Annotated in this window: 19 protein-coding genes and 1 pseudogene; 13 read left to right on the forward strand and 7 right to left on the reverse strand. The window is 66.7% G+C overall.

All coding sequences use genetic code 11. The annotated features are described in order from the left end of the window. The first annotated feature begins 83 nt into the window (after positions 1–83). The 6 genes from ACZK2V_RS12010 to ACZK2V_RS12035 are packed head-to-tail and all read left to right on the forward strand — an operon-like array spanning position 84 to position 8094. Positions 84–1523 (forward strand): polysaccharide lyase 6 family protein, encoded by a 1440-nt coding sequence (locus tag ACZK2V_RS12010; protein WP_201119262.1) that lies wholly within the window; start codon positions 84–86, stop codon positions 1521–1523. Beyond that, complete coding sequence (locus ACZK2V_RS12015) at positions 1520–3748, forward strand: oligoalginate lyase (protein ID WP_486322372.1); 2229 nt, start codon at positions 1520–1522, stop codon at positions 3746–3748. The genes ACZK2V_RS12010 and ACZK2V_RS12015 overlap by 4 nt, the downstream gene beginning before the upstream one ends. Continuing rightward, the gene (locus ACZK2V_RS12020) at positions 3745–5049 is read left to right on the forward strand and encodes an MFS transporter (protein WP_486322373.1); all 1305 of its coding nucleotides are present in this window, start codon (positions 3745–3747) and stop codon (positions 5047–5049) included. Before ACZK2V_RS12015 ends, ACZK2V_RS12020 begins: the two co-directional genes overlap by 4 nt. Before the next feature lie 60 nt (positions 5050–5109). After that, positions 5110–5862, forward strand: a complete 753-nt coding sequence (locus ACZK2V_RS12025; protein ID WP_049422238.1) for an SDR family NAD(P)-dependent oxidoreductase — start codon at positions 5110–5112, stop codon at positions 5860–5862. Positions 5863–5876: 14 nt separating this feature from the next. Further along, the gene (locus ACZK2V_RS12030) at positions 5877–7064 is read left to right on the forward strand and encodes a GDSL-type esterase/lipase family protein (protein WP_049422237.1); all 1188 of its coding nucleotides are present in this window, start codon (positions 5877–5879) and stop codon (positions 7062–7064) included. Between the two features lie 10 nt (positions 7065–7074). Beyond that, positions 7075–8094: a sugar kinase gene (locus tag ACZK2V_RS12035; RefSeq protein WP_049422236.1), complete on the forward strand. Its 1020-nt coding sequence runs from the start codon at positions 7075–7077 to the stop codon at positions 8092–8094. Between the two features lie 150 nt (positions 8095–8244). Here ACZK2V_RS12035 and ACZK2V_RS12040 read toward each other — a convergent pair whose 3' ends face one another. Then, positions 8245–9696, reverse strand: coding sequence for a S41 family peptidase (locus ACZK2V_RS12040; RefSeq protein ID WP_329810040.1), 1452 nt, complete (start codon positions 9694–9696; stop codon positions 8245–8247). Positions 9697–9783: 87 nt separating this feature from the next. Beyond that, complete coding sequence (locus ACZK2V_RS12045; RefSeq protein ID WP_486322374.1) at positions 9784–11361, reverse strand: S15 peptidase family protein; 1578 nt, start codon at positions 11359–11361, stop codon at positions 9784–9786. Positions 11362–12161: 800 nt separating this feature from the next. Between ACZK2V_RS12045 and ACZK2V_RS12050 the strand changes: the two genes are divergently transcribed. Next, on the forward strand, positions 12162–12902 hold the full coding sequence (locus ACZK2V_RS12050) for a DNA/RNA non-specific endonuclease (protein ID WP_486322375.1): 741 nt from the start codon (positions 12162–12164) through the stop codon (positions 12900–12902). A 104-nt stretch (positions 12903–13006) separates the two neighbouring features. After that, complete coding sequence (locus ACZK2V_RS12055; RefSeq protein ID WP_049422231.1) at positions 13007–13702, forward strand: HAD family hydrolase; 696 nt, start codon at positions 13007–13009, stop codon at positions 13700–13702. Positions 13703–13708: 6 nt separating this feature from the next. On the opposite strand, the gene ACZK2V_RS12060 is transcribed toward ACZK2V_RS12055, so the two are convergent. Genes ACZK2V_RS12060 through ACZK2V_RS12075 form a run of 4 tightly spaced genes read right to left on the reverse strand, consistent with a single transcriptional unit; the run spans position 13709 to position 15756 of the window. Continuing rightward, positions 13709–13939, reverse strand: coding sequence for a hypothetical protein (locus tag ACZK2V_RS12060; RefSeq protein WP_049422230.1), 231 nt, complete (start codon positions 13937–13939; stop codon positions 13709–13711). After that, positions 13936–14361, reverse strand: a complete 426-nt coding sequence (locus ACZK2V_RS12065) for a VOC family protein (RefSeq protein WP_049422229.1) — start codon at positions 14359–14361, stop codon at positions 13936–13938. The genes ACZK2V_RS12060 and ACZK2V_RS12065 overlap by 4 nt, the downstream gene beginning before the upstream one ends. A gap of 10 nt (positions 14362–14371) precedes the next feature. After that, on the reverse strand, positions 14372–14833 hold the full coding sequence (locus ACZK2V_RS12070; protein ID WP_049422228.1) for a helix-turn-helix domain-containing protein: 462 nt from the start codon (positions 14831–14833) through the stop codon (positions 14372–14374). After that, positions 14830–15756, reverse strand: a complete 927-nt coding sequence (locus ACZK2V_RS12075) for a LysR substrate-binding domain-containing protein (protein ID WP_049422227.1) — start codon at positions 15754–15756, stop codon at positions 14830–14832. Before ACZK2V_RS12075 ends, ACZK2V_RS12070 begins: the two co-directional genes overlap by 4 nt. Positions 15757–15847: 91 nt before the next feature. Between ACZK2V_RS12075 and ACZK2V_RS12080 the strand changes: the two genes are divergently transcribed. The 5 genes and pseudogenes from ACZK2V_RS12080 (at position 15848) to ACZK2V_RS12100 (ending at position 18672) form a co-directional block, all read left to right on the forward strand. Continuing rightward, positions 15848–16888 (forward strand): hypothetical protein, encoded by a 1041-nt coding sequence (locus tag ACZK2V_RS12080; RefSeq protein WP_486322376.1) that lies wholly within the window; start codon positions 15848–15850, stop codon positions 16886–16888. Continuing rightward, positions 16885–17766, forward strand: a complete 882-nt coding sequence (locus ACZK2V_RS12085) for a TolB family protein (protein WP_486322377.1) — start codon at positions 16885–16887, stop codon at positions 17764–17766. The genes ACZK2V_RS12080 and ACZK2V_RS12085 overlap by 4 nt, the downstream gene beginning before the upstream one ends. A 68-nt stretch (positions 17767–17834) precedes the next feature. Continuing rightward, a pseudogene (locus tag ACZK2V_RS12090) lies at positions 17835–17936 on the forward strand (GFA family protein); the annotation flags it as partial. Between the two features lie 12 nt (positions 17937–17948). Continuing rightward, positions 17949–18371, forward strand: coding sequence for a GFA family protein (locus ACZK2V_RS12095; RefSeq protein ID WP_336683589.1), 423 nt, complete (start codon positions 17949–17951; stop codon positions 18369–18371). Then, a complete protein-coding gene (locus ACZK2V_RS12100) occupies positions 18364–18672 on the forward strand; it encodes a DUF6958 family protein (protein WP_486322378.1) in 309 nt (102 codons plus the stop codon). Before ACZK2V_RS12095 ends, ACZK2V_RS12100 begins: the two co-directional genes overlap by 8 nt. Here the strand turns inward: ACZK2V_RS12100 and ACZK2V_RS12105 are convergent, their stop codons facing one another. Then, positions 18673–20028: a sigma-54 interaction domain-containing protein gene (locus tag ACZK2V_RS12105; RefSeq protein ID WP_486322379.1), complete on the reverse strand. Its 1356-nt coding sequence runs from the start codon at positions 20026–20028 to the stop codon at positions 18673–18675. It abuts the gene before it with no gap. Positions 20029–20154 lie beyond the last annotated feature (126 nt).

A 20154-nucleotide genomic window follows, 5' to 3' on the forward strand; every position in this document is an offset into this window, starting at 1 on the left:
GCGAAAGCTGGCTTACAACGGACCCGGAAGTGGTATGCAGACCCACCCTGAAACGACGGCCCGGCCGTGTCTGGAAGGATTTCATGCGCATTCGTCCGCTTGCTCGACATCCGCTCAACAATCCATCACTGTTTTGCCTGACCACTGGTCTGGCCATGTGCCTGACCACTTCAGCGGCAAGTGCAGCCAGCTGGCTCGTCCACGATGTCGCTGAGTTCACTACCGCCGCCTCGGCGCTTCAGCCCGGCGATGAGATCGTGTTGGCTGACGGCACCTGGACCGACGCGCGGTTGCTGCTGAAAGGCCAGGGCACGGCAGCCGCGCCGATCGTGTTGCGCGCACAGACCGCCGGCAAGGTCGTCCTCAGCGGACGTTCGGACCTGCGCCTGGCGGGTAGCTACCTGCAGGTGTCCAACCTGGTGTTCCGCAACGGCTATACGCCGGGTGATGCGGTGGTGGCGTTCCGCGAATCCAGCAAGGCGGTGGCCCGCCACAGCCGGGTGACCGGCCTGGTGATCGATGACTACACCAACCCCGATGCCAGCGACCAGGACTACTGGGTATCGCTGTATGGCAGCAACAACCGGTTGGATCACAGCCAGCTGCGCGGCAAGACCAACGCCGGGCCCACGGTAGTGGTGGTGCGCGATGCCACCCAAGGCCTGGACAACCAGCACCGCATCGACCACAACTGGTTCGGACCGCGCCCGGCGCTGGGCGTCAACGGCGGCGAAACCCTCCGCGTCGGCACCAGCGACACTTCGTTGAGCGATTCCAACAGTACGGTGGAGAACAACTGGTTCGAAGGCTGCGACGGCGAGACCGAGATCATCAGCAACAAGTCCGGCGGCAATACCTACCGCGGCAACGTGTTCTACCGTTCGGCCGGCGCGCTCACGCTACGCCATGGCAACGGCAACCGGGTGATCGACAACGTGTTCCTGGGCGACGACAAGGCCGGCACCGGCGGCGTGCGCATCATCAATGCCGACCAGACCGTCAGCAACAATTACTTCGAACGGCTGGCCGGCTCCAGCAACCGTTCCGCGCTGGCGATGATGGACGCGCAGGCCGATCCGCCGCTGTCCGGCTATGCGCCGGTGGTGAACGCCACGATCAGCCGCAATACCTTCGTGGACGTGGCGAAGATCAGTTTCGGCGTCGGCCATGATGAGGCCAAGGGCATCGTGGTCGCCGCCAGCAACAGCCGCTTCAGCGCCAACCTGATCGTCAACCGCACCAGCAGGAACCCGCCGAATGCCGCCAGTTCGCTGGCCGGCATCGACTTCAGTGGCAACGTGCAGTCACCGGCAGCCAGCACCGTATTCCCGGGCGGCGTAGAGGGGCGTGGCGTCGGCCTGCAGCAGGCTGCCAGCGGATTGTGGGTGGCCGCGCCTGCCCTGCCCGCCGTGGGCGCCGATCCTGCCCTGGCGATGACCGCGCGCGAGGCGACCGGCGTCGACTGGTATCCCAAGGTGGGCGAAGTTGCCCTGTCACGCACCCGCAATGGAGTTGATCGATGAGGTTGCAGCCGCTGTTCGTCTCCCTGGCCCTCGCCACCCCCTTTGCCCTGCTGCCGGCCGCGCCGCTGTTCGCAGCCCCCGCTGCCGCAGCGAGGCAGGCCGACACCGCGCCGGTGCTGGTGACCGCAGCGCAGTGGCAGCGGATGGCCAGCGAAGGCGACCGCTACCCGTGGTTCGCCAAGGAACAGGCGCGCACGGAAAAATCGCTGAAGAAGATGATGAAGGCCGGCATCGACGTGCCGGTACCGAAGGACAAGGGCGGCGGCCGCACCCATGAACAGCACAAGCGCAACTACCAGGCCCTGCTGGCGGCCGGCACCCTGTACCGGCTGACCGGCGACAAGGCCTATGCCGACTACACGCGCGACATGCTGCTGCAGTATGCCAGGCTCTACCCCACCCTGGGCCCGCACCCCGAAGGCCGCGGGCAGATTCCAGGCCGCGTTTTCTGGCAGGTGCTCAACGATTCGGTGTGGCTGGTCAACGCCATCCAGGGTTACGACGCGATCCGTGATGCATTGTCCGCCGAGGATCGCAACACCATCGAATCGAAGGTGTTCCGGCCGATGGCGGAGTTCCTGGTGAGCGAGCCGAAGAACTACGACCAGATCCACAACCATGCGACCTGGGCGGTGGCTGCGACCGGCATGACCGGCTACGTGCTGCGCGACCCGGAGCTGGTGGAGAAATCCCTGCGTGGCAGCCAGAAGAACGACCAGTTCGGCTTCCTGCGCCAGATCGACCTGCTGTTCTCGCCCGATGGCTATTACGAGGAAGGCCCCTACTACCAGCGCTATGCGTTGGCGCCGTTCCTGCTGTTCGCCAACGCCATCGAGCGCAACGAGCCGCAGCGCAGGATCTTCGCGCGCCGCGACGGCGTGCTGCTGAAGGCCGTGGATGTGCTGGTGCAGTCCAGCTATGACGGCCTGTTCTTCCCGATCAACGATGCCATCCTGGACAAGGGCATCGATACCGAGGAACTGGTGGCCGGTATCGGCATCGCCTATGCGCGCACCGCTGACGACCGCCTGTTGTCGGTGGCCCAGCAGCAGAAACGCCTGCTGTTGTCCCCCGAGGGACTGCAGGTTGCGCAAGCACTGGCCGCCAACAAGGCCAGGCCCTTCGATTACCGTCCGATGCTGCTGCGCGATGGCCCGGACGGCGACCGCGGTGGCCTGGCGATCCTGCGCATGAACGGCGAACGCGGCCAGGCGCTGGTGCAGAAGGACACGATGCAGGGCATGGGCCATGGCCACTTCGACAAACTCAACTGGCTGTTCTACGACAACGGCAATCCGGTGGTGACCGACTACGGCGCTGCCCGCTTCCTCAACGTGGAAGCCAAGCGGGGTGGCATTTACCTGGCCGAGAACCGCAGCTGGGCCAAACAGACCGTGGCGCACAACACTCTGGTGGTGGACGAACAGAGCCACTTCAAGGGCGACTGGAAGCGCGGCGAGGAGCATGCCCCGCAGGTGCGCTTCTTCCAGGCCGATGCCGATACCCAGGTTGCCTCGGCGACCATGCGCGATGCCTACCCTGGCGTGGTGTTCACCCGCACCCAGGCGCTGCTGCGCCACCCCGGGCTGGGCCTGCCGGTGGTGCTGGACCTGCTGCAGGTACACGGCGACAAGGCCGCGCGCTACGACCTGCCGCTGCACTTCAACGGCCACATCGTCACCACCGGCTTCGAGGCAGAACACTTCCCCACCCAGCGCCCGGTGCTGGGCAAGGACAACGGCTACCAGCACCTGTGGCTGGATGCGCGCAGCACGCCCGGCAGCGAACCGCGCTCGCTGGCGTGGCTGCTGGATGGGCGCTTCTACACCTACCGCTTCGGCAGCAGTGCGCCGGCACAGGCGCTGCTGGTGGAAAGTGGTGCCAACGATCCGGAGTTCAACCTGCGCCGTGAACCGGCCCTGCTGCAGCGCGTGGAAGGCCAGAAGGACGTGACCTTCTTCAGCGTGCTGGAGCCGCATGGCGAGTACAACGGCACCGCCGAGTATGTGCACGGTGCGGACAGCCGCATCAAGGACATCGTGCGCAGCCGGGGCAGCGATGCAGAGGTGATCGAACTGCGCCTGGCCAGCGGTGCACGCATCGCCCTCGGCGTGGCCGACGACAGCAGCGCCAAGGGCGAGCACAGCGTCACCGTGGACGGCCATGCCTACCGCTGGAGCGGCAGCCATGCACGCATGGACCGCAGCAAGGGTGACGGAAAATGAACGGCCCTGCCGTGGTGGCCAACCTGCGCAAGGTGCCGGTGCGTTCAGCAGTGCGCTGGTTGATCGTGGGCCTGATCGCCGTCGCTACGGTCATCAACTACATCGACCGCAATGCACTGGCGGTGATGTGGCCGGAAATTGCCAGGGAAGTAGGCGCGACCAAGGACGACTATGCCCTGCTGGTAACGGTGTTCATGCTGTTCTACGCCGCCGGCCAGTTCCTGTTCGGGCGCCTGTTCGACATGATCGGCACGCGCCTGGGGTTCGCCCTGTCGATCAGCGTGTGGTCGATCTCGATCGCGCTGCACTCGATCACCCATTCGATGCTCTCCTTCAGCCTGGTAAGGGCGATGCTCGGCATCAGCGAAGCGGGTGCGTGGCCCGGCGCGGTCAAGGCCAATGCCGAGTGGTTCCCTGCGCGCGAACGCGCGTTGGCGCAGGGCGTGTTCAACGCGGGTGCGTCGATCGGCGCGATCGTCTCCGCACCCGCCATCGCAGGCCTTTACCTTTGGCTGGGCTGGCGCGGCACCTTCGTGCCGGTCGGTGCGATCGGCTTCCTGTGGCTGCTGCCGTGGCTGTTTGTCTACCGCGCCGGGCCGGACAAGCATCCGTGGGTGAGCGATGCCGAGCGCCGACTGATCCAGCAAGACCAGGCCGGGCAGCAGACAGAGGCGGCGCCCAAAGCCAGCGTGCGCGAGCTGCTGGCCCATCGCCAGAGCTGGGGCATGCTCGCCTGCCGCTTCCTGCTGGATCCTATCTGGTGGCTGTTCGTGTCCTGGCTGCCGATCTATCTCGCTGAAACCTTCGGCTTCGACATCAAGCAGATCGGCCTTTTCGCCTGGGTACCCTTCGTCGGCGCGATGCTGGGCAGCCTCAGTGGCGGCTGGCTGTCGGGGCGCATGATCCGCGCCGGACACAGCGTGGACCGCGCCCGCAAGCTGGCCATCACCCTGGGGTGCGTGATCATGGCCCCTGCCCTGCTGGGTGCTGTGCTGGCCAACCAGCCGCTGCTGGCGGTGCTGGCGATCGCTGCGGTGCTGTTCGGCTTCCAGGTAGCCATCGGCAACATCCAGACCCTGCCCGGCGACCTGTTCGACGGCCGTTCGGTGGGCACGCTGGCAGGCCTGGGTGGCCTGGCGGCGGTCGCCGGCACCTTGATCACCACCTGGCTGGTGCCGGTGCTGACCCGCCACTCCTACGCCCCGATCTTCATCCTCGTTGCCGCGCTGGTGCCGCTGTCGCTGGCTGCGCTGTGGTGGTGGACCGGACCTATCCGGAAGCTCGACCGTCGCGGCGGCTGAGCCTGGGTCTCCTTCTTTTCCAAGTGCATCCATTCCCCCGCAAACCAAGGAGTTTTCCGCATGTCGTTCCAGGACAAGGTGGCCATTGTCACCGGTGGTGGCCGCGATATCGGCCGCGCCGTTTCGATCAAACTGGCTGCCGCCGGTGCACGCGTCTGCATCAACTACGCCCATGATGAAGCCAGTGCCCAGGAAACGCTGGCACAGATCCAGGCGGCCGGTGGCCTGGCCATCGTGCATCGCGCCGACGTCACCGATGCCGCCGCCGTGGCCAGCCTGGTCGCTGCGGTACAGGCCGCGTTCGGCGAGCGTATCGACCTGCTGGTGAACGTGGCCGGTGGCATGGTGCAGCGTCGGCCGCTGGCCGACATCGACCCGGCGTTCTTCCACGCCGTGATGGACCTGAATCTGACCTCGACCTACCTGACCACGCACGCGGTGGTGCCGCACATGCGTGACGGCGCGGCCATCGTCAACTTCGCCTCGCAGGCAGGTCGTGATGGCGGCGGCCCGGGGGCATCGATCTACGCCACCGCCAAGGCGGCAGTGATGACCTTCACCCGTGCCATGGCCAAGGAGCTGGGGCCGAAGGGCATCCGCGTGAATGCACTGTGCTGCGGCATGATCGCCACCCGCTTCCATGATGAGTTCACCAAGCCGGAAGTGCGCACGGCCGTTGCCGGCGCTACCCCGCTGCGCCGCCAAGGGACACCGGACGAAGCCGCCGACGCTGCGGTATTCCTGGCCTCGGATGCGGCGGCGTTCATCACCGGTGCGAATCTGGACGTCAACGGCGGCACCTACTTCTCCTGACTGGAATCCTGACCATGCAGCGCTGGACGCTCCTGCTTTCATTGACGATCTGTTCCGCCGCGGCCGCGCCTGGCGCGTTGGCCGCACCGGTCTGGGTCACCGCGTGGACCGCCTCGCCGGCACCGGACCGCAAGGATGGCACCGCCGAGGCCCCCGTACAGTTCGCCGCGCAGACCGTGCGCCAGGACATGCGCATCGGCAGCCGTGGCGACGCGTTGCGGCTGCGCATCAGCAACGAACTCGGCACGGCGCCGTTACGGGTCGAGGACCTGCGCGCAGGAGTGAAAAGCGGCAAGTCCGCCCCTCTGCCGGTAACGGTGGATGGCCGCGCGGTCATCGAGGTGCCGGTGGGTGCCGCGCTGCTGAGCGACCCGGTACCGATGCCGGTGGCGGCGCTGCAGGAGATCAGCGTGACGGCCTACTTCCCGCAGCCTACCCGTCCCGCCGTGCGCCGCACCGAAGTGCGGGTAGCGGACGGCAGGCAGACATCGGTTGCCGACAGCGTGCGGCTGAGCTACCAGCAGAACGTGTTCTCGGCCGTGATGGTGCAGCGCGCTGATCGTCCCCAGGTGATCGTGGCACTCGGCGATTCCATCACGGAAGGTGCCACTGCCCGTCGCGGCACCTTCAACCAGTGGCCGGAGCGATTGGCGCAGCGCCTGCAGCAGGCCTGCCCGAACCGGTTCGTGGTGCTCAACCAGGGCATCAGCGGCAACAAGCTGCTCGACCATGGCCGCAGCCACAGCGCCCTGTCACGATTGGATCGCGATGTGATTGCGGTGGCCGATGCCGATCAGGTCATCCTGTTCGAGGGCATCAATGACATCCGCCACGGTGGTGGCGCGCAGCCGCTGCCTGGACGCAGTGCGGCGGACATGCTGCTGGGCTATCAGCAGGTTGCCGCGCGACTGCATGCGCACGGCATCCGCGCCTGGCTGGGTACGTTGACCCCGTTCGGCGGTTCCGAGCGCTACGAGCCCGTGTCCGCAGCGACCCGCACCACGATCAACCAGTGGGCACGCGGTGGGAAGACCGGGTTCGATGGCATCATCGATTTCGATGCCGCGCTGCGTGACCCGAAGGCCGCGGAATCGTTGCCCAACGACATCACCCGCGACCACCTGCACCCCAATGACGAAGGCTACCGGCGCATGGCCGATGCCATCGATCTGCGCATGCTGGGCTGCACCCCCACCGAGTGAGAGAGAACCGATGAGCCGCGTCGTTTGTTTCGGTGAACTGCTGCTGCGCCTGGGTGCACCCGGTCGGGAACTGCTGCTGCAGACGCCGCAGCTGCAGGTCCACGTGGGGGGCGCCGAGGCCAATGTGGCGGTCTCACTGGCCTGTCTCGGCCACGATGTGCAGATGGTCAGTACGGTGCCCGGCAACGCGCTGGGCCGGCATGCCGTGGCCGAGCTGCGGCGGCATGGTGTGGGCGTGGCAGGTGTGCGTGAAGTCGACCGCGACCGCATGGGCCTGTATTTCCTGGCCACCGGCGCGCTGCAGCGCGCCAGTGAAGTGGTGTATGACCGGGCGGGTTCGGCATTCGCCAACACTGCCCTTGCCGACCATGATTGGCCAACGCTGTTGCGTGATGCGCAGTGGCTGCACCTCTCCGGCGTCAGTCCGGCGCTGGGTGCCAATGTGGCCGAATCCGTCTTGAGCGCTGCGCGGGCCGCACGCAGGTCAGGCGTGCGAGTGTCCTTCGACGGCAACTACCGACCTTCGCTCTGGCAGCGTTGGGGCGGCAACGCCGCCGCCATCCTGCGGGAGCTCTTCGCAGAGGCGGATATCGTCTTTGCCGACCATCGCGATATCGAACTGGTGCTGGGACTGCGCTTCGCCGAGGACAGCCCCATCGCGCGGACCGAGGCGGCTGCAGCGGCCGCGTTCGCGGCCCTCCCGCACCTGCAGTGGCTGGCCTGCACCCAGCGCGACGTGGTGAGTGCAGACCATCACATCCTGGGCGCGCTGCTCTTGGGACGCGACGGTACCCGTGCGCAGGCCCCCTCGCGGCCATTGCCCGGTATCGTTGATCGCATCGGCGGCGGCGATGCATTCGCGGCAGGCATCCTGCACGGGCTGGCGTCCGGATTCGATGCAGAGAGCACCGTGCGCTTCGGTCTGGCGGCAGGTGCGCTGAAGCACTCCATTCCCGGAGACTTCAGTCCCGTGCGCGAGGCCGAGGTCTGGGCGCTGCTGGAGAGCGAGCAGTTCGACGTCCGGCGCTGATTTCGCTGTAGTTCACTGTACTCAGCGCCCAACGCTCGACGCCGGTGAAGGGTCGAACCATGGCGAATCAAAACCCGCGAAGAAACTGACCGCGCTGGCAACTGCGGCAAGCAACAGGATCGGCAGCCCTGCACGAGGTCCTGCGCGCACTTACAGCGTCAGCAGCCACGCTTCCAGCGCCCGGGTGTCGCGCATGTCGCCCGTATAGCGATGATCGGGCACGTGCGGTTCATTCGAACCACGTACCCGCCCACGGAACACCTTCATCGGCACCGAGATCCTGGCCAGCCCGCTGGGCAACCGCTCCGGCCGCACGTCCATGTACAGACTGTCGGCCGAGGTCTCGACGCCCACCTGCATCGCGCCCAGCCGCTTCCACAGGTCCAGTGCATCCAGGCAGGCCGAACCACAGGCGGCATCAGCCACGACTACCACCCTGCCCTTGCGCAGAGGTGCGGCCGTACCCGCAGTTGATGCTGTATCTGCCCCGGCTTCGGATGGCTCCCGCCACAATGCCTCACCCCGGCTGCGTGCCTGCGTCATGCCCGTCGTCACCGATTCCAGCATGCGACGCAGCTCTGGCGCCGCGTCGGGCGCCTGCTCCAGCTTCTGAAGGAAGCCGCGAAGCTGGGCGATGTTGCCCTCCGAGGTCCGCCACTCTACCCAGCTGCGGTCGGGCAGCGCGTCGACAGCGGCCCGGCCCCAGATCAATCGCGCCAGTTCGATGCTCCATTGCGAAGCACCGCCAGTGTTGCCACGCACGTCCAGCACCACCGTCGGTGCCTGCTGCAACCCTTCGGCTTGCGGTGAAAGCTGCTCAAGCAGCGCGGTCAGTTCCTTGAAGTTCTGCTCCGCAGGGTCGGCATTGAAGCTGCTGGTGGTGATCCAGTAACTGCCATCGGGCATCGCGTGCCAGCCGTTGGGGGGACGGAAGCTGCGCCGGGTATCAGCCAAGCGCTCCTTGCGCTGTGCTGCCTGCAGCGGCTGCCACCGCAGTGCATAGGATGTCTCGCGTCCGCCCACCTGGAAAACGCAGGTACGCAATGCAGGCACGTAAGGATTGCCCTGTTCGAGCAGCACTTCACCGCCACCCTGGATGCGGCTGGCCTGCAGGTTCCAGCGCCCGTTGAAGTCACCCACCCGGCGTACAGCCAGCGTCTGCGCATCGATGCCATCGCAGGCCAGCATTCGAGCCCCCAGCGGCGGATGGCCCGGACCACCATCCACGGTCATGACCACCTGTGCGTCGCCATCGAAGCCGGTCAGGAAGCCGGGCCACTGCGTTGGAAGATCGGGAGCATCGGCAAGCGCATTGAGGCTGACATGGCCATCATTGAAGGAGGCCGCATAGCCCTTCATCGCCCACCAGTAGCCCGGGTAGCTGGCGACCCGTTCCGCGCGCGAGCGTGCAAGCGCCAGGGCATCGTCCAGCTGTGCGCCGAAACCAGGATTCCGCAGGTCCACGGCGCCCGGATGGCTGCCGCGCATGGCGGCGTCGGCAGCATCCAGATCCTTCAACAGCGTATCCGACCAGTCGATCGGCGCGCCTTGCGCGGTAGGTGCCGCAAGCACTGCACCGAGCAACAGCCATGGAGTGACCATGGATTCCTCCCTTCCCCGGAACAAACACCAGTCTCGCAGTTCTACTGCCTGGCGTACCGCGCCCGCCGCAACGGGCGCGGCCTTCCATCAATGCAACGGCACCTTCAACACTGATGGCGCATTGGCCGGCGAACTGAAAGTCACCGTGCCACCCAGCTGGCTGATGCCCGCGTACCGCAGGTCCACGGTGTCCACCACCAGGGTCAGGCGGCTGCCGGCCGGAAGGTTCCAGCTGCTGGCTTCCAACCGCAGGTCGATGGTCTTCGCCTGCCCCGGCGTGGCACCACGCAGCGTATAGGGCTTGTGGCTGATCAGCTGGCCGTTGCCCAGCACATCCTCGGCGTACAGGTAGGCGTACAGCGTGGTGTTGGCGCGGCTGGGCGTGACGGTCAAGCGTACCTCCGGCGTTCCATCCAGGCGCTGCGCACTCCACTGGATCGGCCCCTGCCAGACACCTGCGGCGTTGCGGCCCACGAAGGGCACATAGGCACCCGGCGGCAGGTTGATCATCTGCAATGCACCGGAGGCCATCGCCACGCCGGAATTGGCGGCGGTCAGCAGCCCGCTGCCGATCCGGTAACTCCAGCCGGTGCTGCTGCCGCTCGCGACCAGGCCGCCCGTGGGCAGCAGAAGTCCTTTGGGTGCGCTCAGCGCATAGCTGACAGCGCCGGCATTGGTCGCCTGCCAGTTCGGATAGGTACTCCAGCTGCCCTTCTGCGATTTCAGCTGTACTGCAGGCTGGCGGTCGATGCCATTGGCTTCACCCTTGAGGTAATGGTCGAACCAGTCGCCCACCGAATCGTAGACCTCGTTGGGAACACCCAGAGCGCCAAATGCTTCGTTGAGCGCATGATCGCCGTGGCGCAGCTGCAACTGCTTGGGGCCTTTCAACCGGGTGAAGAAATCGACCAGCTGGCCCGGCGGGAACAAGCTGTCGTTGAAGGCGTTGGCGAGGAACACCGCTGGCTGGTTGGCGTTGATCTCATCGATGCTGGACCCGGGGCTGCGCTGCGCCGCCACCGGCAACAGCGAATCCACCGCGCCCTGGTAGTTGCCGACCAGTACATTGCGATTGATGGTCGTCAGTTCCGGTCCCGGGCGCCCGGTGGCCAGGCCGGCTGCCACCAGCAAGGCGATGCCCTGCCCTGCGCTGGGGGTGTCGTTGCTGTACAGCGAGGCCTGCAGATCGGCCCAGCCACTCAGCGCCGCCACGGCCTTGATGCGTGGATCGCGCGCCGCCGCCAGCAGGCTGGTGCCTGCGCCGTAGGAGATGCCCGAAACGCCGATCCGGGCGGGATCGGCCCGGGTGTTGTCCAGCGCCCAATCAATCAGGGCGCTGACATCTTCGACCGTGGCTGGCCCTGCGATGTCGATGCTGCCGCCGGACTCCCAGAAACCCCGCGAACTGTAGCTGATCACCACATAGCCGCGCCGCGCCAGCGACTGCGCCACCCCCACATACTCCACGCTGGGTACCGCCCAGCTGCTGGGCATCACCAGCAGTGGATAGCGCCCGCTGCCCGCGTCCTGCGGTTCGATGACGAAGGCCCCGAGAGGCGTTCCATCCCAGCTGGGAATGGTCCGGTGGGTGGTCTTGACCGTAGCGGCCCAGGCGGTGGGCGCCAGTCCGGTCAGCAGGATCAACAGCAGCAATACCTTGCGCATCGTCGTCTGTCCCCGTCGGTGGTGGTGCAACGGGTTGGACCGTACCAGTGCGAATGGTGGGTGGCACCTTGCGACGCAACATGACGCTTTCGAAGCCGGCGGCCGGCTGGATCGATGCAGGATCACATTCAGGCGCGGTGGATCACCCACGCCACCACGCCCGCAAGTGGCATCAATGCAAGTGTGCCAACGACGCCCAGGCATCCGGACGCTCTGCGGTGCGGCGCGGAAGCCTGCGGATGCGATCGCAGCCAGGCGGCATGACACGCCCTACAGTAGAAGCGCTGCTTCCCGGCGCGCCAGGCGCCACTGGTACGTTCGTCATGGAGGGCGGCGTTGCCGCAGCGCCCACACTTGAAGCTGCGATGTGGCGGGCGTCTCTGTCGGTGTAGCGCAGCCACGATTGCAACCCCGATCAGGGCAGCAGCAGCGCCCCCTGCAAGCAGTTCATTGTGGGTCATTCGCCTTGCTCGATCCTGCGGTTTCCGGTCCTGCTGCGCAGGATATCGAGTCGTACACCCCCTGCGCTACGACGCCCTAGCACGCGCGCATGTCACCCACGCGGCGCATGATCTGACACATCTCCAGTGCTTGCGCGCTGTCACAGCTTCGTCGTTTCGCCATTGACCGAAAGACGACAGCTTGTGACGCTTACGACACCGCACGGCCTCCCTGGCCATGTCATCGCGGTCACGTCCCACGCATTCCGCACTACCCGACTCCGCAGTGTCCTCACATGACCTCGCACTGGCCCGGTCGTGGTGGACGGCTGCGCCCTGAACTTCTGCTGGAGAATCGCAATGCGCCTTGCAGGTTTCTTCTTCGCGTTCGCCCTCAGTGCCTTCGCCGGTGCTGCCCAGGCCCAGGTCGTCACCCTCAACAAGGGCGGCTTCGTGCTCACCTACGACTGCAGCATCCACAGCGCCACCCGCTATGAGTACACGCTCACCGCCGACACCGGCTCCGCCGCGCGCCCGTCCAGCTTCTACAAAGATCCGGACCTGCCGGCCGGCTGCCTCGGCCAGAACAGCACCGCGTCGTATGCCAGCATCCGCAGCGGCTATGACCGCGGCCACCTGGTGACCTCCAACCACATGGACTACAACGCGACCTACATCCGTCGCGCCAACTACATGTCCAACATCGTTCCGCAGGTTTCCAGCTTCAATCAGGGCGTCTGGGTGAAGGCCGAGAACGTGGCCGAGTGCTACCGCGACATCGCGCCGGTGGATGTCTACGGCGGCGTGGTCTACGGCGATACCTCCAATGACTACTTCCTGGCCAGCCACGGCATTCCGACCCCGGAGTTCTTCTGGAAGACGATCATCACCCGCGATCCGAACACCGGCACCGCCAAGGCGATCAGCTGGATCATCCCGAATGAAGCGAACCTGGGCAGCCTGGACAGTTACCTGGTGACCATCGCCGACCTGGAGGAGCTGCTGGGCGCCAGCTATGTGGCGATCAACGCGCCCGCTTCGTTGAAGAACATGCTGCCGGCCACCACCTGGCCGCAGCCGGCGGGCTGTGATCTGGGCTGATCGGCCTGCCGGGAATGGGTGGCACCCGCTCCGGGTGCCACGCAAGGATGGCTGTGGGAAAATGGCGGGCAATTGCACCACCGCATTGCCCCTTGGAGCTGTAGATGTCCCGTTTCCCCTTCGATGCCGTGCTGTTCGACTGCGATGGCGTACTCGTTGATTCCGAGCCGCTGGTCGCCCGCGTGCTCTCGGAAATGCTGACCGAGCGCGGCTGGCCGCTGACCCCGGCGCAGGCCGGTGAGGTGTTCCTGGGCCAGTCCGTGGCCCATCTGGCCGGCCTGATCGAAGAACGCACCGGCAAGCCGTTCACCGAGGAATGGCTGGAAGAGTTCCGCCAGCAGCGCAACCGGGCGTTGGAACGTGACCTGGTTGCGATCCAGGGTGCGCCCGAGGCGGTGCGTGCGATCGCGGTGCTCACCGGCGGTCGGATTGCCTGCGCGTCCGGCGCCGATCTGCATAAGGTGAAGCTGCAGCTGGGCAAGGTCGGCATCCTTGATGCCTTTGGTGCCCATGTGTTCAGTGGCCAGGACATGCCGCGCACCAAGCCGCACCCGGATGTCTATCTGGCCGCCGCCGCTGCGCTGGGCGTCGACCCGACGCGCTGTGCAGTGATCGAGGACACCGTCACCGGCGCCACTGCGGGCGTTGCCGCAGGCGCAACCGTGTTCGGCTTCAGTGAGGGTGGCCCGCACCACAGTACGCCCGAAGCCCTGCGCGCAGTCGGTGCAAAGGTGATTTTCCAGCGCATGGACCAGCTGCCGGGCCTGCTTGCCGCCTACGCGGTGGACGCCGTCGCCTGACCCTGCTCAGCCCGCAGTGCCCAGTGCGGCGCTGCGGCGCTTTCCGGCGTAGTGCAGCGCGAACAGGTACAGGCCGGTGAACAGTTGCAGGAACAGCGGCGGCAGCGGCGAATAGGTGAGCCACGCCGCAGGCTCGCCCTGTCCCATCGCGCGCACTACGAAGTTGGCGATCACCGCCAGGGTGAATACGATCGAGGTCCAACGGTGCACGGGCCGTGCCCAGCCACCGCGGCTCATTGCCGGCGCCTCGTCTCGGAGCGGGCTTCGATCATCTTCCAGCCATTGCCTGATGGGTCACGGAACCCGGCGTCCACGGCGCCATAGCGCTCGATCGGCTCCTGGGTGAATTCCACGCCCTGTGCCAGCCATTGCGTGTAGCGCGCCTGGCAGTCATCCACGGCCAGCACCAGCGGCGGCATTGCGCCCTTGGCCACCAGCTGCTGCAGCGAAAGCGCGGTAGCGGCGTCGTGGGTGGGCGGGCCTGGCACGAACAGGCCCAGCTGGAAACCGTCCTGGCCCGGGCTGCGTACCGTCAGCCATCGGTAGCTGCCATTGCGTACGTCGGTATGCACTTCGAAGCCGAGCTTGCCGACGTAAAACGCCAGCGCCTCATCCTGGTCGCGCACATACAGGCCGACCGTGTTCACAGTGTTCGTCATGGGACCTCCTTCAGGTAGGGTCCACGTTAGCAACCGCCTCGCGGCGGCGCTTCTCCAAAACTGCGATCTTCAGGTCCGGGCGCTGCGCGGCGCGTGCATGGCATTCCGGCACGCTGGCCGACGCCGCCCGGGTTGCACGCTCACGCTCACGCACATTGCCCGGGCTGTCACCGGTGATGTCACGGAAGATGCGGCCAAAGGTGCCCAGGCTGCCCCACCCGGTCTGCACGGCGATTTCGGTCACCGGCAGGTCGGTGTCACGCAACATCGCCACGGCCCGTTCGATGCGGCGGCTGAGAAGATACCGGTGCGGCGGCAGCCCGAATGCCTGCTTGAACGAGCGGGCGAAGTGCGCCGGCGACACCGCACTGACCTCGGCCAGGCGTGTGACTGGCCATTCCTCATGGCTGGCCCGGTCCATCCGGTCCTTGGCACGCAGCAGTCGTCGCAGCAGTTCGGGGCTCTGGTTCACGGCGTCACCGCTTGCGCCAGATGATGGCGTGCTGCGTGCCGTGCCTCGGCGGCCTGTTCGACCAACCAGTCACGGAATGCGATGACCTTGGCGCTGCCACTCCGCGCCGAGGGCGCCACGAACCAGAAGCTGCGACCGTCGCTGGCGACACCCGGATGCGCCTGCACCAGGCGCCCGCTCTCCAGCTCGGCCTGGAACAGGATCGGCGAACCGATGGCGATGCCCTGCCCTGCGATCGCGGCACCGACATCCAGATGCTCGACGGCGAAGGGCGTGACCAGACTCCCTGGTGCCGGCGGTGAAAGGTGCCCGTGCGCGGCGAACCACAGGGCCCACCAGTCCGGCCGACCGAGCAGGGGAATCTCCAGCGCGGTGCTGCCCAGCCCACGGGCCGCCGGCAGCAGCGCCGGCGCACACAACGGCATGAAAACGCTGGGGAACAAGGGCGTGGCCTGCAGCCCAGGCCACTCGCCATGCCCGTTGCGGATGGCGGCATCGAAGTGGCCGGCGGCAAGATCCTGCGGCTCTGCCGACAGATCCAGTTCCAGCAGGAGCTGCCGATGGCGGGCGCGGAACGTACCCAGCCGCGGCGTCAACCAACTGGTGCCCAGCGTTGGCAGTACGGACAGGCGCAGTCGCGCCGCATCCATGCCAGCGGCGCGCATGAAGCTGGCGCGTAGTGCGTCGAATGCCCGGGTGGCTTCCTGCGCGACGCTGGCACCCACCACCGTCAGTTCCACGTGCTGTGCGTGGCGCAGGAACAGGCAGGTACCGGTCTGGGCCTCCAGCCGCCGCACGTGATAGCTCACCGATGCCGCAGTGGTGTCGAGCTCCTCGGCGGCACGCGCGAAGCTGCCCAGCCGCGCCGCCGCCTCGAAGGCGCGGATGGCGGCAAGCGATGGCAGCTGGCGTTGGGTGACCATAAGTGTGACTTAGCCTGAGCCCCGATATCTGCGTGGTCAATCCCCTTCGTACCCGCAACCATGGGGGCACCTTCGGTAGGGGATCACGCATATGGATCGACGGCAGTTCCTGGTCACCCTGGCCGCCACGGCCGCGTCCACCGCCCTGCCCGCCGGGTGGGCCCTGGCCAGTCACAGCGAAGACTGGAAATGGTTGCAGGGCAACTGGCAGGTCCGGCACCAACGCCTGAAGGAGCGGCTGGTGGGCGATACCCGCTGGGAAGCCTTCACCGGCGCCAGCGCGGTCTGGCTCACCCTGGGCGGGCTCGGCACCATCGATGACAACGTCATGGAACTGCCCTCGGGTCCCTACAGGGGCCTGGGCGTGCGTGCCTTTGATCCGGTGTCTTCCACATGGTCGATCTGGTGGATCGATGGCCGCAATCCTGCCCATATCGAAGCCCCCGTACGCGGCGGTTTCAAGGGCGATGCCGGCAGCTTTCGCGGCACCGACCGGATCGACGGACGCCCCATCGACGTGTGGTTCAGGTGGCACGCCATCCACGGCGAGGAGCCGTGGTGGGAACAGGCATTCTCCGACGACGCCGGTGCGCACTGGGAGGTGAACTGGCGCAACTGGTTCCGCCGCACGGCTGCGGCCCCCTCGCCGCTTCCGAAGCTGCCGGATGCACCGGGCGATTTTGATTTTCTGGTGGGCCATTGGAACGTGCGCCATCGTCGCCTGCGCGCCAGGCTGGCAGGCAGCGATGCGTGGGACGCGTTCAACGGCACCCTGCACAACTGGCCGGTACTGGGAGGATTCGGCAACGTAGGTGACAATCTGATGGACGTGCCAGGAGCGCCGCTGCGCGGCATGGGCATCCGCGCCTGGAATGCGGCTGAGCGGCACTGGCTGAGCTGGTGGCTGGATGGCCGGGAACCGACCCGGATCGGCGCGCCGCTGCGCGGTGGTTTCGAGGCCGGTGTCGGTCGCTTCTTCGGCGAAGACCAGCACGACGGACGAGCGATCCGGACGCGGGTGATCTGGTCACGCATTACCCCGCGTTCGGCGCGCTGGGAACAGGCGGCCTCGACCGATGGTGGACGCAGCTGGGAAACCAACTGGGTCAGCGACTTCGAGCGGCAGGCATGAAGGCGCTGCTGGCCGTGATGCTGCTGGTGTCTGCGTCGCCTTGCGCGTCTCCATCCAGGGCGCTGCAGATCGTCGGCCAGGCCGAGCGCTTTGCTCCGGGTATTGCATCCACGCAGTACGACGAGATTCGACTGACCTTGAGCCCGGACGGAAAAACCGCACTGTGGTTCAGCCGCAACCGGCCCGGCGGTCCGGGCGGGTATGACATCTGGGTCTCCCGTAACGATGGGCAGCGCTGGCGGCCGGCGAAGCCGGTCTCGTTCAACACGCCGGGACGTGACTTCGATCCCGCCTTTTCCGCCGATGGCCGCGCGGTGTATTTCTGCTCGGATCGAGCAGGCGGCCAAGGCGGCGACGATCTGTATCGGGTCAGCGTGGGGAGCGACGGTCGATTCGGGGAGCCGGTCAATCTTGGCCCCGCAGTGAACAGCGCGGCCGATGAGTTCGCGCCAATGCTCTCGCCAGACGCAGCCACGCTGCTGTTCTCCAGCAATCGTGCAGGCGGTGCGGGTGGCCATGACCTCTACGTCGCAGCGATGGTCCGTGGTGAGGCGCAGCCCGCGCGGCCACTGCCCGGAGACCTCAATACCTCGGCGCAGGAGTTCGATGCCACCTTCCTCGGGGATGGCCGTACTGTGGTCTTTGCCCGCGCTCTCGACTTCGGCAGCGCACCGGTGCGCCAGTTCATTGCCTACGAACGTGGAGGCCGTTATGACGCGGGCCATGCATTGCCCTCGCCCTTGAACGAGGCGTCCAGCGACAGCTACGGCGCGATGCTGGATGGCTCGCAACCCGGCACGTTGACCTATTCGGCGCGGCGTGCGGACGGTGCAGGGTTGGACCTGTACCGCATCCGCTACCGGATGAAGCGCCCTTGAAGGCGGATGTTGTCGATTCCCGGCACCCCGGTTCGTCGAGAGGATGAATACCCCAGGAGAAAATGCAGATGCCCTCCCATCAGTCCCTTGCCTGCGCCTGCGGCCAGGTCCGCCTGACCGCCACGGGCCAACCCATTGCCACCGTCGAATGCTGCTGCGACAGCTGCCGCAAGGCCGCCACCATGCTGCAGTCGCTGCCCCGAGCACCCGAAGTACTGGGCCCGCATGGCCAGACGCTTTTCGTAATGCACCGCAAGGATCGCGTCAGCATCGACGCCGGACATTCCATGCTGCGTGCGTTGCGCTTGTCCAGCAGGGGCGGCAGCCGCCGCGTCCTGGCGGGCTGCTGCAATACGCCGCTGTTCCTGGAGTTCAGTGGCGGCCATTGGCTGAGCCTGTATGGCCTGTTGTGGCCCGCATCGGCAAGACCCGCCGTGGAGATGCGGACGATGGTCAGTGATCTTCCTGATGCGTCTGTCCTTCCGGACGATGTGCCGAACCTGCAGACCCGGTCGCTGCGGTTCCATGCACGGTTGATGAAGGCGTGGATCGCCATGGGCTTCCGCAGCCCTCGCATCGAAGTCGCGGGAGATAGCCATGTCTGAGCCCGAGCGGATCGAGATCGAGAGCATCACCACGCCCGGGCACATCCAGCGCGTGGATCGTGCCAAGTATCTCGCCATGCGCCATGCCTTGCTGCAGGCCCTGCCTGCGCAACCTCCAGGCCTGACCATTGCGCAGGCAAAGCAGGCGCTGCTGCCGCACCTGCCCGCCGCCCTGTTCCCGGCAGGTGCCACCGCCGGCTGGTGGTTGAAGGCCGTGCAGCTGGACCTGGAAGCCAAGGGCGTGATCGAGCGCGTCACGGGCAAGCCGTTGCGCCTGTTCAAGCACCTGGCGGCCGGCTGATCAGCGCTGCGCAGGCAGCTCCAACCGGTGCTTGCGGCACAGGCGATACACCGTCACCCGCGAGATCTGCATCTGCCGCGCGCACTCGGAAACGTTGTAGCCAGTCTGGCGCAGGGTCTGCAGCAGCACATCGCGCTCGGCCTGGCCCCGCGCATCGTGCAGCATCGCCCCAGGCAGGACCGCCACCGATGCGCCCAGCTCCAGGTCACGCTCGCTGATCAGCTCGCCCTCGGCCATGATCGCTGCACGCTGCACACGGTTCAGCAGTTCGCGCACGTTGCCGGGCCATTCGAAACGCCGCATGGCCTGCAGTGCGGCCGGCGCGAAGCCGCGTGCACGCACGCTGTGGCGCTGCCGGAAACAGCGCAGGAAGTGTTCGGCCAGCAGCTGCACATCGGCACCGCGCTCACGCAATGGTGGCATGAGCAGGCGCAGCACGTTCAGGCGGTAGTAGAGATCGCTGCGGAACCGGCCCTGCGCCACCGCGTGTTCCAGTTCCACGTGGGTGGCAGCCAGCACTCTCACATCCGCCCGCAACGGCTGGCTGCTGCCGACGCGCTCGAAGGTGCCTTCCTGCAGCACGCGCAACAGGCTGGTCTGTGCCTCCGACGGCAGGTCACCGACTTCGTCCAGAAACACCGTGCCGCCGTGCGCGGATTCGAACACGCCGATCTGCCGCTTGTCGGCACCGGTGAACGAGCCACGTTCGTGGCCGAACAGCTCCGACTGCACCAGGTTGGCCGGAATCGCACCACAGTTCACCGCAATGAAAGGCCTGCCAGCACGCCCCGACAGCGCATGCAGCGCATGTGCGGCCAGTTCCTTGCCTGTACCGGTTTCGCCGGTGACCAGAACCGGCAGCTCCACCGGCGCGAACTTGTGCAGCACCATGCGCACCGCATGCAGCGCAGCGCTTTCGCCAATCAATGCGTGCGGTCCCTGCCCGCTGCAGGTTGCGTCGACAGGCGGATCATCTGCGTCGAACTGCTGGCGCATTGCGCAGACCAGATCCTGCAGGCCGAACGGCAGCGTGAAGCGGGCACAGCATCGCTGCAGCAACGGCAGCCAGGCCGCTGAAGCAGGTCCGGCACCCGGTGGCAGTACCGCCAGCCAGGGTAGATGCTGGTGCTGCTCGATCCACGGTACCAGCAGCTGCAGCGCGACCGCATCGAGGTGGCGCAGATCGAGCACGGCGAGCAAGCGATCGCGCCCGCGCAGGCCAATCGCCATGGCGGGATCGGGACGGATGCTGCGCACATACCAGCCTGCTGCCGCCAGCGCACTGCGCTCGTTCGCCAACGGCTCGCCAAACCAGAGCACGCAACGTGACGTTGAAGCCTCCGGGACCGCTGCCATGCTTCCCCCAGCATCCGGACACCGTCGGCGGACTGTCAGGCAATCACCGGCGTGCCGCCCCCCGCCGGGACCTCTACGGCCACCGGGGCGGCCTTTGTTGGGCGGATCCTAGCGCTTCCCTAAACG

The organism is Stenotrophomonas sp. 93052_Sma, assembly GCF_056481145.1.